This window comes from Paraeggerthella hominis (assembly GCF_021044775.1).
Classification (GTDB): Bacteria; Actinomycetota; Coriobacteriia; order Coriobacteriales; family Eggerthellaceae; genus Paraeggerthella; species Paraeggerthella hominis.
Map to the genome: position 1 here is coordinate 320,279 of NZ_JAJNOQ010000003.1, position 14,080 is coordinate 334,358.

The window sequence follows — 14,080 nt, forward strand, 5'->3', positions numbered from 1 at the left end:
GCTGTCGGCGCGTTGCGGGCAGCTACTCGAACGATCGCGATGAAAGGACGGCTCGATGACCGAACAGGCGCATGGCACGCTCAAAGTGAAGACCGGCTTCGCCGAGATGATGAAGGGCGGCGTCATCATGGACGTCGTCAACCCCGAGCAGGCGAAGATCGCCGAGGATGCGGGCGCTGTGGCCGTTATGGCCCTCGAGCGCGTCCCTGCCGACATCCGCGCGCACGGCGGCGTGGCGCGCATGAGCGACCCCACCATGATCGAGGGAATCGTGGAGGCCGTGTCCATCCCCGTCATGGCGAAGTGCCGCATCGGGCATTTCGTGGAGGCGCAGGTGCTGCAGAGCCTGGGCGTGGACTTCATCGACGAGAGCGAGGTGCTCACGCCGGCCGACGACGAGTACCATGTGAACAAGTGGGATTTCGACGTGCCGTTCGTGTGCGGCGCGCGCAACCTGGGCGAGGCTTTGCGCCGTATCGCCGAAGGCGCGGCCATGATCCGCACGAAAGGCGAGCCGGGCACGGGCAACGTGGTGGAGGCCGTGCGCCATATGCGCACCGTGACGACTGACATCGCCCGTATCAAAGGCTTGCGCGACGAGCAGTTGTTCACGGCTGCAAAGGAGCTGCAAGCTCCCTACGAGCTGGTGAAGTGGGTGGCCGAGCACGGGTGCCTTCCCGTGGTGAACTTCTCGGCCGGCGGCATCGCCACGCCCGCTGACGCGGCGCTCATGATGCAGTTGGGCTGCGACGGCGTGTTCGTGGGCAGCGGCATTTTCAAGTCGGGCGACCCGGCCAAGCGCGCTCGCGCCATCGTGGAGGCCACGACGAACTACGACGATCCCGACACTGTCGCGCGCGTTTCGCGCAACCTGGGCGAGGCCATGGTGGGCATCGAGATCTCCGACATCCCCGACAACGAGCTGATGGCGCAGCGCGGCTGGTAGAGACGCGTCGCGTGAACCTATGAGGTCTGGCCATGCAACCTATGAATAAAACCATCGGCGTCCTGGCGCTTCAGGGCGCGTTCCGCGAGCATCGAGCCATGCTCGACGGGCTGGGAGCGGCCACGCGCCTCGTGCGCTGGCCGCACGAGCTCGACGGTTTGGACGGCTTGGTGCTGCCGGGCGGCGAGTCGACGGCCATCGCGAAGCTCTTGGCCATCCACGGCATGTACCAGCCGCTGCGCGATGCGTTCGCGAAGGGGATGGCCGTGTTCGGCACGTGCGCCGGCGCTATCCTCATGGCGCGCGACATCGAAGGCGCGCGGCCCGATCAGGAACCGCTCGCTCTTATGAACGTGCGGATCCGGCGCAACGCCTACGGCCGGCAGATCGACTCGTTCGAGACGGCGGTGCCGTGGGCCGGGATCGAGGGCGGCCCCGTGAAGGGCGTGTTCATCCGCGCGCCGAGGTTCGCCGATTGGGGGCCGAACGTGGAGGTCCTCAGTGCCGCCGAGGACGGCGAGCCGCTTGCTGTGCGCGAAGGGCGCGCGCTCGCCGTGGCGTTTCATCCCGAGTTGACCGACGATGCGCGCGTGCATGCGTTCTTCCTCGACCGCGTAGTGGGCGAGGGGCGCGCCTCGTGCTGATGTGAAGCCCGTCGGCGTGGGCGTCGTTCGGCGTTCGCGTCGGCGGGCTTCTGCTACAATGAGGACAAAAGAAGGCGGGCAAACGAGCGAAGGAGCGTGAACCGATGAGTCGAAGCGCAATCTGCCCTGCATGCGGCGCGAACGATCTGGACGTATGTCGCTACGATGCCATGATGGTCCTGCGGACGGACCTGGCTTTGTTCACGCTGCGCTGCCCGCACTGCGACGCCTCGGTTTCCATCGTGCACCCCATTCCGCCTCAGCTGCGCGACGAGGTTCGCTTCGCCGCTATCGAGGTGGGGGCTGGCATGGGCCAGGAGTAGGCCCTGTACCTCGCTTCCGAAGGCGATCGCTTCGCCTCGGATTTTTGCGAAAGGAACTTCATGCTCAACAACATCTACCAAAGCCTTGACCCGGTTGCGTTCGCTATCGGGCCGTTCGCGGTGCGCTGGTACGGCATCGCCTACGTGCTCGGGTTCGTGTGCGCGGCGCTTGTGGTATGGCGCGTAGCGCGCCGATGGCGCGTGCGCGTGGACGTGGATTCTTTGCTTACCATCATGTTCTGCGTGATCGTCGGCGTGATCCTTGGAGGGCGCTTGGGCTACGTCTTGTTTTACGGCGATGGCTACTACCTGGCTCATCCTGCCGAGATCCTTGCGTTCAACCGTGGCGGCATGAGCTTTCACGGCGGCCTGATCGGGGCGCTTCTTTCGGGTATCGTGGCGGCCAAGCTGACGAACATCCCGTATTTGACGCTGGCTGATCTGGGCTGCATCGGCGCTCCGCTTGGCCTGCTGTTCGGTCGCTGCGCGAACTTTGTGAACGGCGAGCTGTGGGGTGCGCCCACCGACGTCGCGTGGGGCGTGGTGTTCGGTGGGGCCGCTGGAACGATGCCGCGCCATCCCTCTCAGCTGTACGAGGCGTTTCTGGAGGGAATCGTTATCTTCGCCGTGCTCTACCTGCTCTCGCGGATGCGTCCGGCTCGCCCGCGCGGCACCTTCCTGGGCTTGTTCCTGATCATGTACGGATGCTTCCGCTTTCTGGTTGAGTTCGTGCGCGAACCGGACGTGCAACTGGGCTACTTGTGGGGCGGGTGGCTTACCATGGGGCAGCTTTTGAGCGTTCCGTTGATCCTGGTAGGTGTGGGCGTGTTGGTTTATGCGATTGTCGTGAAAAAGCCTCAGCAGGGTCTTCCTGAAATGCAACAGAGTGAGTAACATTTAAGGAGGCAAAGGGTACGGTGCTTGGCAAGCGAGGCGTTTCGACGACGTTACGGTTCGGCTCCAAGCATCGCGGTGCGCTCGCCGCGCATCGGCCCTGCGCTATCATTGGGAAGAAGCAGGTAGACCTGTACGCGAAGCTAAAGGGGGCCCGAATATGGATCTCAAGTTTTACAAGTGCATGCACTGCGGCAACATCGCTGTGAAGCCGTTCGACGCCGGCGTTCCGCTGGTTTGCTGCGGCGAGAAGATGACCGAGCTCACCGCCAACACCACCGACGCCGCGCTCGAGAAGCACGTTCCCGTCGTGAGCGTCGACGGCGCGAACGTCCACGTCGAGGTGGGCAGCACGCTGCACCCCATGACGCCGGAGCACTACATCACCTTCATCTGCCTGGTTACGAAGAACGGCTACCAGATGCGCGAGCTCACCCCCGAGGATGCTCCCGTTGCCGATTTCGCCGTGGCCGAGGGCGACGAAGCGCTCAAGGTGTACGAGTACTGCAACCTGCACGGCCTGTGGGTCGCCGAGGTGTAAAGACGTTTTGCAATCGTTTCGAGAGCGCCCGTTCCGTGCAAGCGGAGCGGGCGCTTTGCGCTATCATGAAGGAAAACGGCGTACGACGGGGAGGCTATGGCTAGGCGAACGAAAATCGTGTGCACGTTGGGGCCGGCGGTCGACGACGAGGGCGCGCTGCGCGACCTCATTGCGGCGGGCATGGACGTGGCGCGCTTCAATTTCTCGCATGGATCGCACGTCGAGCACGCCGCGCGCATGGAGCGCTTGCGCGCGGTATGCCACGAGGTTGACTCCCCGTGCGCGGTGCTGCTGGACACGCGAGGACCCGAGATTCGCACGGGTCGCTTGGCGGGCGGCGCACCGGTGCAGCTTGCCTCGGGGAACCGGATCGTGCTGACTGAAGCCCAGGTAGAGGGTACGGCGCAGCGGGTTTCTCATACGTGTCCGGGTTTGGCGGACGTGGTTGCGCCGGGCACTTCCGTGCTGATCGACGACGGGCTTATCGAGTTGCGCGTGGATGCAACGGAGGGTTCCGACATTCTGTGCACGGTTCTTAACGCGGGCATGCTGGGAGAGCGCAAGTCCGTGAACCTTCCGGGCACTTCGGTTCCGCTTCCGGTTATGACCGATCAAGATCGCGATGATTTGCTGTTCGGCGTTCGCCAGGAGGTCGATTTCGTCGCGGCCTCCTTCGTGAGGGACGCGCGCGGGGTGCGCGAGATTCGCGATTTCCTGGACCAGCACGGCGGAGCGGGCATCATGCTGATCGCGAAGATCGAGTGCTCGGAGGCTGTGGAGAACATCGAGGAAATACTCGAAGCCGCCGACGGGATCATGATCGCGCGCGGAGACTTGGGCGTGGAGGTTCCCGCGTACCGCGTGCCGCATATCCAGAAGGAAATCATCCGCGCATGCAACCGTGCGTCGAAGCCGGCTATCACGGCCACGCAGATGCTGGATTCCATGATTCGCAACCCGCGTCCCACGCGTGCCGAGGTTGGGGATGTGGCGAACGCCATCTACGACGGCACCGACGCGGTCATGTTGTCGGGCGAAACGGCGTCGGGAAGCTATCCGGTGGCTGCGGTGCGCATGATGGCGCGCATCGCCGAAGCCAGCGAACCGTACCTGTTCGAAGAGCGCGCGCCCGACCGGCGACGCGTCCATGCGCGCGTCGCGTTGGCGGTGGGCATGGCGGCCGTGCAGACGGCCGAGAACGTGGGCGCCTCGTGCATCGTCGCCCCCACCATGTCGGGGCGCACGGCGCGCCTGGTGTCGAACCTGCGTCCGCGCGTGCCCATCTACGCGGTTACGCCATTTTCGCGCGTCATGCGTCAGCAGCAGTTGAACTGGGGCGTCGTCCCTATGATCGGCGACGTGCAGGGCGATATGCGCTGCGTTATCGACCATGCGCACGCCACCGTGCTGCAGCGCGGTTTGGTGAACCCAGGGCAGTTGGCCGTGTTCACGGCAGGCGATCCTTTGACCAGCCCGGCGGCGGGTACGGACGCGCAGGGAGCCGAAACGGTAGCCGCCACCAACGTGATGTACGTCGTGCGGATTCGCAATGACGAAGAGCAGCCGGGCGTTGGCGCGCCGTCGCCGGCGCATGAACGATAGGAGAGGCTATGGGTTTTTTCGATGATGCTCAAGAGATGCTCGATCGGGGCGTCTCGGCTGCGAAGGGCGCCGTTTCCGGCGTCGCCGTGGAGCAGCAGCAGTTCGCGAAATCGTTCGTGCGCCTGTGCGCCGACGGGTGGGCGCAGGGGTGGCACGAAAGCAACGGCGGCAACCTGTCGTATCGCATGAAGCCCGAAGAGGTGGCTTCTTGCCGATCGTTTTTCTACGACAACCCCAGCTCATGGGTGCCGCTCGGTCTTCGCGCGGAGAATTTGAGCGGCGAGTTCTTCATGGTCACGGGCGCGGGCCGCGTCATGCGCAACGTCGCGCTCGATGCAGACGGCAACGCCGGCATCGTGGAGATTGCTCCTGCGGGCGACGCGTGGCGCATCGTATGGGGGTTCAAGGACGGCGGCCGCCCCACCAGCGAGTTCGCCAGCCACTGCGCCGTTCATTCGGTGCGCAAGGATGCTTCCTCAGGGGCGGACCGCGTGCTCTACCACGCCCATCCGACCCAGGTCATAGCCTTGACGAACGTGTTGCCGCTTGACGCGCGCACGTTCACGCGCACGTTGTGGAAGGCCATGCTCGAAAGCATGGTGGCGTTTCCGGCCGGCGTCGGCGTGGTGCCGTGGATGGTTCCGGGCGGCCCGGAGATCGCGGACGCGACCGCCGCCGCAATGCGCGATCACGGCGTGTGCGTATGGGCGCATCACGGGCTGTTTTGCGCGGCTCCCGGCTTCGACGCTGCGTTCGGCGTGGTGCAGACCGTGGAGAAGGCTGCCGGGGTGTACGCACAGGCGCGTGCGATGAACGGGGGCGGCGACCGGTTTCTCAATACGATTCCCGACGAGGGCCTGCGCGGCATTGCCGCAGCTTACGGCCTGCCCGTCAACGAAGCGTACCTGTAAGGATCCGCGCCGGCTGTTTTCGATGCGTTTCGCGTTTCGACGGGCTGCCGTATCGTGAAGTTATTCCGCAAAGAAGTGGTATTCGGACTGCTGGTGTGCTATAGTGCAAAGGCTTGTCTTCACCTTGGTCGGAAACCAAGGTCAGTAAAGGAGAACCAGAACCATGAAACAGGGAATTCATCCGGAGTACGGGGAGTGCACCGTCAAGTGCAGCTGCGGCAACACGTTCACGACGCGCTCCACGAAGTCTGAGCTGAAGGTCGACATCTGCAACGTCTGCCATCCGTTCTACACCGGCCAGCAGCGCTTCGTCGACACCGGTGGACGCGTCCAGCGCTTCGCCGACAAGTTCGGCGCTGCCGCCAAGGAGAGCGTGGCCGAGCGCGAGGCAGCCAGGAAGGCTGCGCGTGCCGCCGCCGTCGCCGAGGCCGAGGCCAAGAAGAAGGCCGAGCGCGAGGCGAAGGCCGCCGAGAAGGCCAAGCGTGCCGAGGAGTTTGCGAAGAAGTCCGAGGCCGAGGCCAAGAAGGCCGCCGAGGCTGAGGCTGCTGCCGCCGAGGCTGCTCCGGCTGAGGCTTCCGCCGAGGAAGCTGCCGCCGTCGACGCTCTCGTCGAGGAGGCGCCGGCCGCTGAATAGCGTGCCGAACGCATAACGCGAAACGCGCACAGCAAGGGCCGCATCGAAAACGATGCGGCCCTTGTGCATGCAGAAGCGTTCCGTACGGCCCGCATGCGGTTCGCGTGCGGGCCGTACTGCTTCATCGATTGGCTCGGCGTGCCTCGATGAACTCCTCGCCCCGAAGAAGCTCCACTTCCAGGAGGTCTCCTTCCTCCCAGCCTGCTTCGCCGATAGGGGATACGCGTTGCGCGTTCGACGTCATGCAGGCGGCCAGCTCGCCGGCTTTGAAGTTGAGAAAGCGGGCCGTGTAGCCCTCGCCGTCGCGCTCCACCTGCACGCGCGCGATGTTCGCCATCTTCGGGATGCTCGACTTCGCTGCATCGGCGCGCGCCTGCACCGTGGGACGACGATGCAGGGGGATGTCCAGCATGCGCTCGATTACGGCTTGCAGGCACCATTCGGATCCGAAGTAGGCCGCCATAGTCGGCCCGGGCAGGTTGACGACCGGCTTTTCGTCCACCACGGCCATCATGAGCGGGCGTCCCGGAACGGCAGCGATATAGTGATGCACCACGCGTCCCCGCCGCTTGATCAGGCGGGCGTTGAAGTCCTCCTCGCCAAGCGCGGAACCGCCGTTGATCACCACCAGGTCGGCAGTCGAGAGCGCTTCCTCGAACGCCCGCTCAAGGTCGGCGGGATCGTCGTGCACGAGAGGGAACAGCACGGGTTCCGCTCCGTACTCGATCAGCAGGTGCTTGCACATGAGGCTGTTCGCGTCGACGTTCTGCCCGCGGTACGGCTTGATGCCGGCGGGCACGAGCTCGCTGCCCGTGGGAATGAAGGCGACGCGCGGCTTGGCGCGCACGGGCACCATGGCAACGCCTCCCATGGCAAGCGCGGCCAGATCGGTGGGGCGGACGATGGTTCCTGCGTTCATGAGCGCATCTCCTGCGCGCAGCGTCGATCCTGCGGGTCGTACGCCCGAACCGGGCTCGACGAGCGCGTCCTTGTCGAGTATCACCGATCCGTCTTCCTGGATAGCCGCTTTCTCAATCATCACCACGGCGTCGAACTCGTCGGGGAAATCGTCGCCGGTATCGGCGCGCGCGTAATCGACGCCGAGCTTCCAGCTGCTCGTGTCGGGCAGTCCGTTCGCGAACGCGGCAGACTTCACCGCGATGCCGTCGAACGAGGACGCGCGCACCACCGGCAGGGTGTTCGCGGACGTCAGGTCGCGCGCCAGCACGCGGCCTACCGCATGGTCGAGCGTTACGTATTCGGTGCGCCGCACCGGCTCCCATGCGGCGAAGAAATCGTCCAGAGCCTCTTCCTTCGAGGGGAATCCATCGAGTATCTTTTCTCCCATGCGCCTCTCCTTGTCCGGTTTCCCTTGTGCGTCAGGAGAGCCCGGCGTACCGGGCTCTCCTGCGGTTCTTCTATACGAGCGCGGCTGCTATGCCTTAGGCTGCGCGTGCGCTGCGATCTGATCGAACTCGGCCTTGCTCAAATCGTAGCCGTAAAACGTCTTGAAGTAGCCCGACACCGTTTCGTACAGATCGTTGTCGTACTTGTCAGGATAGAGCAGGCGGGGAAGCCACTGCATGCCCAGCACCTGGTTGACCGTAGGCGGGTTGTTCAGCCAGTTCCACGGCGTACTGGGCACCTCGTAGTAGGATCCGTTCTTGACGGCCGTCAGCTCTGCAAACGCGGCATCGGAACCTACGGAGTCGTAGATGCTTCCTCCTGCGAACAGGATCAGCTGCGGATCCCACAGAGCCAGCTGCTCCATGCTGATCTCGACGCCCGCGCCGCTGCCGGAGACCTTGCCCAGGTCGGCCACGTTGTTGGCAACCAGATCGACCACCTGTCCCTGATAGGAGTTCTTCGCGATGGTGTTCGTCCCCTTGCCACCCAAAAGGTAGGCAACGTTGACGCGATCGGACTCGGGGATGGTGCTCATGACGGACACGGTTTCGTCGTAGGCTGCCTTGCAGTAGTCGGACAGCTCCTTGCCGCGGTCCTGCATGCCCAGAAGGTCGCCGAGCATTTCATAGGCTTTGCCGTAGTCGCTCATCTTGGTTTCGATGACCACCACGGGGATGCCCAGCTGCTGCTGCAGCGTGTCCAGGTCTTCCTTGATGCCGTCTTTGAGCTCGCCGGTATCGATGAGGATTTGGGCCCCGGAGGCGGCGACGGCCTCTTTGTTGAGGTCGCCCTTTGCGCCGAACGCCGCTCCCGTTACGGGCAGGTTCGCATAGTCCGCTCCCAGATACTTCGCCTGATCCGCGGTAAGCTCGGTCGAGATCGACACCAGCTTGTCGGGGGCCATTGTGAGCAGCACCTGTGTTGCGGTGTGGCCGGCCGGCGCAATGCGGTCGATTTGCGCCGGCACCTCGACCGTGCGCCCCGCCGAATCGGTGAACGTGCGGGTCTCGTTTTGCGCGGGCTGATCCTGCTTCGCGCCTTCGTCCGCGCTCGGCGCTTGCTGGGCGCAGCCGCTTGCGACGAACGCCAAGCCAAGACATAGCACGCATGCGATCAGCAAGCGCGCGGTCCAGGGCGCTTTCTTCGTTTTCGTAGTCCCTCCCATGGGAGCCTTCCTTTCCATTGCTTCTTGAGCCTACCGTTCTATCTCGCGTACCGGCACGCAAACGCGCACCTTGTCGCCGTATAGGGAGTTGACCTCCACGTCCACGTGGTAGATGGCGCTTACCAGCTCCTTCGTGATGACCTCTTTGGGGTCGCCGAAGGCGTGCACGCGGCCCTCGTTGATGACGAGGGTGCGGTCGGAGTAGAGAAAAGCCTGGTCAGGCTGATGGGTTGATTGCACGATGCTCATGCCTTCGCGAGCAAGCTGACGTACGGTGGACAGCACGCGCACCGTGTTGCCGTAGTCCAGCGCGCTGGTGGGCTCGTCCATGACGATGGTGCGCGCATTCTGGGCGATGGCGCGCGCGATAAGGACCAGCTGCTTCTCGCCGCCGGATATCTGCGTGTAGGGGCGGTGTCCCAAATGCGCCACGCCCACGCGCTCGAGCGCTTCCCAGGCGCGGTCCGTATGCTGGCGTTTCGGCGTTCCGAACAGCCCGACGTCGCCTCCAGCGCTCATGAGCACCACGTCGAGCACGTCGTAATCGTACGTGGACGAGTGCGACTGCGGGATGTAGGCCACCTCGCGCGCCCGTTCGCGAATGGGGAGGTCGCGCAGGTTCTTTCCATTCACGGTGATCTCGCCTGTCCAGGCGGCGTTCAGGCACAGGATGCAGCGAAACAACGTGGATTTCCCTACGCCGTTGGGTCCCAGCACGTTCACCAGCATGTTGTCGGGGATGGAGAAGCTGACGTTGTGCAGCACCTCGCGGCTTCCGTAGGAAAAGCTCAGGTTCTTGACGTCGATGCTCATAGCTTCTGCTTCTTCCGGGTGATGAGGTACAAGAAGAACGGCGCGCCTACGAATGCGGTCAGTATGCCGATGGGTATCTCCGCGGTTGCGACCAGCCGGGCGATGTCGTCCACTATCAGCATGAAGCTGGCGCCCATGAGCATGCTCGCCGGCAGCAGTTTGCGGTAGTCGCAGCCGATGACCATGCGGGAAAGGTGGGGGATGACCAGGCCGACCCATCCGATCATGCCCGATACGGCTACGCTGGAGGCGGTGATCAGGGTTGCCGCCAGGATGACGATGAGCCGTGTTCGACGCGCGTTCACGCCCATGGTGGAAGCTTCGTCGTCGCCCATGGTCAGCACATTGATGCGCCAGCGCAGGGCGAACAGCGCTCCCAGCCCGACTGCCATGGGGATGGCCGCCAGGGCCATGTCGCTCCACTTGGCTCCAGTCAGGCTGCCCATGAGCCAGTACGTGATGGCGGCAAGCTGGTTGTTGGGATCGGCTATCAGCTTGGTGAACGAGACGCCCGCTGAAAACAGCGAGCTGACCATCACGCCCGCCAGCACCACGATGAGCAGGTGATTCCCTCGGGCTCGCGTGCCGATGAGCAGCACCAGCATCACGGCTGCGATAGAGAACAGGAAGGCGGAGGCGGAAACGCCGAACGCGCCCATGCCCAGCAGAATGGCGCACGCCGCTCCGAACGCCGCGCCTTGCGACGCTCCTAGTATGTCGGGCGATACGAGCGGGTTCTGAAACGTTCCCTGGTAGGCTGCGCCCGCTGTGGCGAGGCTGCATCCCACCATGACGGCCAGCACTATGCGCGGCAGGCGCACTTGGAAGAAGAGCGTTTCCTGCTGCGGGGTCCAGAACGGATCCACGGGAAAGGCTAAGTTGGCTAGCATTCCCACTGCTTCTACCGGCGTGATGGGATAGCGACCCAGCATGAGCGAAGCGAGCGCGCTTGCTATGAGCAGGATGCCGAGCGCGAGCAAGAGGGCGTTGGCGCGACGCGCGTTTCTTCGGGATGCGCAGCGGGCGGCGCGCATCCCGAGATCAAGGTCACGGCTGCTGTTCGCCTCTTTGCCAGGCGCGGTCGCCTTCGATGCGTCGGGCGGGTCGTTGAGCTCTCGTGTCTTCATAGTCCCCCAATGAAGAATAATATTGTTTCTCAAATATATACTAGAATGAGAATATAATCAAACAAATATAAATGGTGCCGAAGCTGGCGCGCGGGCTGCCTGAAGCGGGTTGGGGGTCGGTAGCGGAGGGTCGGCGGGGCGCGGGTCGTGCGGGAGGGCGGTCCGTGCTGCGTCCGGAGCGGGTGGGGGGGGGTTGCGCGAGCGGGCGGCCGAGTGGTCGGTCGAGCGGGCGAAACGGGCGGGGGCGGCCCGACGAGCGATCGGTCCGCGTGGGCGAAACGGGTGGGCCGCCGACCGGCACGGGGGGCCGGATGATGCTGCCGGCCCGCTTCGCGCCCCGATTTCTCCTTCAGCAGAAAATTATGCGATCCGTGGTAGGTTTTGACGGTTTGGGGTCGTTGGGTTGGCTGATCGATCTTGCTTGTATGTGGGTCTATTGCGTTTCCGCAGGTGAGCGAGGTGACGTGAAGCTAAGTGTGCAAACCCGCACGCCCAGCACCTGTCAGGACGACCTCAAACCGTCAAAACCTACCACGGATCGCGGTTTTTCTTGCGCGCCGTCTTCGTGCGCGACGGGCGCAGCGCTTGCTCGCGCGCTCGTCCAGGGCAAGCCCGCACCGCGCTGCCCTCGCGTGCGGCGGACGGCGTGCTTGAGGGTTGCCCCACGGTGCGCGAGGTGGGATCTTGCTACGCGAGCTCCCGCGTGATCGACGTCATTTGGAGCGCTTCGCCGAAGAACTGCCCGGCTCCGCTTTTCACGGCGAAGCGGGCTTTCTCGGGATCGGCTACGACGCTGCCGGCCAGCATGTCGACGCCGCGGTCGAACAGCTGCGTCGACATGACCACGCTCGGGCCCACCATGACGGTGGTCGCGCTCTTCGCCAGGTCCAGCAAGCGGGGCGCGGTCTTGTTGATGATGGTCACGCCCGTTACGAACGCGTAATCGGCCAGGGGGACGACGTATTCGCAGGCGGGGTCGGGCGTGTCGAGCGGCTGCGAGCAGTTTCTTTCGAGCACCGTCAGATTGGCGTATTCGGCAATGCGGTCGACGTGGGGAAAGTGCCCGACCACCACGACGTTGGCGTTGCCTTGCGCCGCGATGCGCGGTCGGTACAGCTCGAACGCGTCTTTGCTTCGCACGGTTCCGTCCGGACGTTCGACGGGTTCGTCGTAGACGGCTCCCAGCGGATCGAGCAGGCGCTTCTGGGCGTAGTAGGCGTTGAGAGCCGCCACCCCAAGCGTGGCTTCCTCGAAGCACCATGACTTCGCAAGCTGGGCCATCGTGCGAAGCGAGCATCCGCGCAAATCGTTTTTGGCCTGGCGCCTCGCTCCGCCTTTGCAGGTGAAGCTCACGCCCATGCCGCAGTCGGCCTCCACGTACGACCAGTGCGTTCCCAAACAGTAATCGCGCACGGCAAGATCTTCGGGGATTCCTTCGATCAGCAAGTCGTAGAATTGCCACGGGGATCGGTTTTCCAGCGTGCCGGAGGAATCGCCCGTCTCCGCTTCGCGTGCGTTCGAGCAGGTGCTGTTCTCGGAGCGTTCCATACGGCTCTCCTTGTTCGCAGGTTTTCGTGTCGAAGCGCCTTTGCGTGCAGCGCGTCGTTTATATTGTACCTATTGGCGTATAATACACCGTTGAGAAGAATCAAGGAAGGGGCGCCGACCATGCTGTTCCTGCTAACAGGCGACGTGCAGATAGGGAAGACCCGCTGGCTGGAGGCTGCGGTGAAAGGACTTGTCGCCCAGGGCGTTGCGGTGGAGGGCGTCTTGGCCCCTGGCGTCTGGCGAGGGAGCGAAGCCGGAAAAGCCGCCGGTTGTTCTGCGGCGGTGGGAGCCGAAACTCTGGAAAAGATCGGTATCGACAACGTCTTGCTTCCGGGCGGCGAGCGGGTTTCCTTTGCCCGGCGGCGCGATCTGGCTTTGGCCGAAGGAACGTTTCGCGAAGAAAGCCAGAGCGCTCGCGCGAAGCTTGCCTGGGAGATATCGGACGATGCCCTTGCGCAGGTGAACGCTCATTTCGATAGGCTGAAAGCTGCTGATCCGCCGCGCAGCCCAGGTTTGCTGGTAGTGGACGAGCTGGGGCAGTTGGAGCTGCTGCGCGGCGGCGGGCTGACGTCGGCCATGGACGTGCTTTCGCAGGGCCCTTCGGCCCGAAGCGCTCACGCCCTCGTGGTGGTGCGGGCATGGCTGCTCGAAGCTGCTGCCGAACGGTTCGGCGATGTTTGGGACGGTGCGAAGATGCTCGCTCCCGACGGCGAGGCTCGTTCGACCTTGCGTTCGGCATTCGATCTTGTTTGAGCAAACGATACCAAGTATCATCAAAATCGACCGATCGGTATTAGACGAGACAGGACCGCGGGCAGGCGCATCGCGGCGGGAAGGTGCCATCATGATCGATAAATCGGCCTTTCATAGCTTGAGCTATGGGCTCTACATCGTTGGCGCGCAGCATGAGGGAAAGCGCTTCGGATGCGTTGCGAACACGTTTCAGCAGGTGACGTCTTCCCCTATGCAGGTGAGCGTGACGTTGAACAAGGAAAACGCTACGACCGAAGCCGTGCTCGAGTCCGGTCGTTTCACGGCAACGTGCTTGTCCCAGGAGGCGACGATGGAGCTTATCGGCACCTTCGGCTTCCATTCGAGCGCCGATGTGGACAAGTTCGCTTCGTGCGAGACGGCCGAAGACGCGGCGGGCGTTCCCTACGTGGCCGAACAGTGCGTTTCGCGCTTCTCGGCGCGCGTCGTGCAGATCGTCAACCTGGGCACGCATATCCTATTTGTGGGCGAGGTGGAGGAAGCGGAGAAAACCTGCGCGGGCGATCCGATGACGTATGCCTATTATCATCTGGTCAAGGGCGGGAAAACGCCACCGAAGGCATCGAGTTACCTGGGCGAGGAGCCTGCTTCTGCGCCCGGTGAAGGCGACGCGAAGCCGAAGTTCGCTTGGCGATGCACGGTGTGCGGCCACATGGAGTACCTTGACGAGCTGCCGGAAGATTACGTGTGTCCCGTGTGCGGCGTGGGCCGGGACATGTTCGAACGGGTCGCCGTGTAGATCGAGGGATGCGGG

Annotated in this window: 15 protein-coding genes; 10 read left to right on the forward strand and 5 right to left on the reverse strand. The window is 63.9% G+C overall.

Annotated features, from left to right (window positions below):
* The first annotated feature begins 55 nt into the window (after positions 1-55).
* From pdxS to rpmE, 8 genes are all read left to right on the forward strand, one after another.
* Entirely contained in the window at positions 56-946 is an 891-nt protein-coding gene (pdxS, locus tag LQE90_RS05225; protein ID WP_114567879.1) for a pyridoxal 5'-phosphate synthase lyase subunit PdxS, read from the forward strand.
* Between the two features lie 32 nt (positions 947-978).
* On the forward strand, positions 979-1,590 hold the full coding sequence (gene pdxT, locus LQE90_RS05230; RefSeq protein WP_114567880.1) for a pyridoxal 5'-phosphate synthase glutaminase subunit PdxT: 612 nt from the start codon (positions 979-981) through the stop codon (positions 1,588-1,590).
* Between the two features lie 104 nt (positions 1,591-1,694).
* Positions 1,695-1,913 (forward strand): UDP-N-acetylmuramoylalanyl-D-glutamate--2,6-diaminopimelate ligase, encoded by a 219-nt coding sequence (locus LQE90_RS05235; RefSeq protein WP_114567881.1) that lies wholly within the window; start codon positions 1,695-1,697, stop codon positions 1,911-1,913.
* Between the two features lie 60 nt (positions 1,914-1,973).
* Positions 1,974-2,807: a prolipoprotein diacylglyceryl transferase gene (lgt, locus tag LQE90_RS05240; protein WP_216529790.1), complete on the forward strand. Its 834-nt coding sequence runs from the start codon at positions 1,974-1,976 to the stop codon at positions 2,805-2,807.
* 160 nt (positions 2,808-2,967) lie between these two features.
* Positions 2,968-3,348, forward strand: coding sequence for a desulfoferrodoxin family protein (locus LQE90_RS05245; RefSeq protein ID WP_216529791.1), 381 nt, complete (start codon positions 2,968-2,970; stop codon positions 3,346-3,348).
* Between the two features lie 96 nt (positions 3,349-3,444).
* Positions 3,445-4,950 (forward strand): pyruvate kinase, encoded by a 1,506-nt coding sequence (gene pyk / locus LQE90_RS05250; RefSeq protein WP_114567884.1) that lies wholly within the window; start codon positions 3,445-3,447, stop codon positions 4,948-4,950.
* A gap of 8 nt (positions 4,951-4,958) precedes the next feature.
* Positions 4,959-5,861, forward strand: coding sequence for a rhamnulose-1-phosphate aldolase (rhaD, locus tag LQE90_RS05255; RefSeq protein WP_114567885.1), 903 nt, complete (start codon positions 4,959-4,961; stop codon positions 5,859-5,861).
* Positions 5,862-6,024: 163 nt separating this feature from the next.
* A complete protein-coding gene (gene rpmE, locus LQE90_RS12470) occupies positions 6,025-6,495 on the forward strand; it encodes a 50S ribosomal protein L31 (RefSeq protein ID WP_114567886.1) in 471 nt (156 codons plus the stop codon).
* A gap of 121 nt (positions 6,496-6,616) precedes the next feature.
* Here rpmE and LQE90_RS05265 read toward each other — a convergent pair whose 3' ends face one another.
* From LQE90_RS05265 to LQE90_RS05285, 5 genes are all read right to left on the reverse strand, one after another.
* On the reverse strand, positions 6,617-7,843 hold the full coding sequence (locus LQE90_RS05265; RefSeq protein ID WP_216529792.1) for a molybdopterin molybdotransferase MoeA: 1,227 nt from the start codon (positions 7,841-7,843) through the stop codon (positions 6,617-6,619).
* 87 nt (positions 7,844-7,930) lie between these two features.
* Positions 7,931-9,067: an ABC transporter substrate-binding protein gene (locus LQE90_RS05270; protein ID WP_216529793.1), complete on the reverse strand. Its 1,137-nt coding sequence runs from the start codon at positions 9,065-9,067 to the stop codon at positions 7,931-7,933.
* A gap of 30 nt (positions 9,068-9,097) precedes the next feature.
* Entirely contained in the window at positions 9,098-9,880 is a 783-nt protein-coding gene (locus LQE90_RS05275; protein WP_216529794.1) for an ABC transporter ATP-binding protein, read from the reverse strand.
* The gene (locus LQE90_RS05280) at positions 9,877-11,007 is read right to left on the reverse strand and encodes a FecCD family ABC transporter permease (RefSeq protein ID WP_225748862.1); all 1,131 of its coding nucleotides are present in this window, start codon (positions 11,005-11,007) and stop codon (positions 9,877-9,879) included. The genes LQE90_RS05275 and LQE90_RS05280 overlap by 4 nt, the downstream gene beginning before the upstream one ends.
* A 687-nt stretch (positions 11,008-11,694) precedes the next feature.
* Positions 11,695-12,555, reverse strand: a complete 861-nt coding sequence (locus LQE90_RS05285; protein ID WP_216529795.1) for a DUF364 domain-containing protein — start codon at positions 12,553-12,555, stop codon at positions 11,695-11,697.
* A gap of 120 nt (positions 12,556-12,675) precedes the next feature.
* Here LQE90_RS05285 and LQE90_RS05290 point away from each other — a divergent pair, with 120 nt between their 5' ends.
* A complete protein-coding gene (locus tag LQE90_RS05290) occupies positions 12,676-13,308 on the forward strand; it encodes a hypothetical protein (protein WP_216529796.1) in 633 nt (210 codons plus the stop codon).
* 91 nt (positions 13,309-13,399) lie between these two features.
* Positions 13,400-14,065, forward strand: coding sequence for a flavin reductase (locus LQE90_RS05295; protein ID WP_114567920.1), 666 nt, complete (start codon positions 13,400-13,402; stop codon positions 14,063-14,065).
* Positions 14,066-14,080 lie beyond the last annotated feature (15 nt).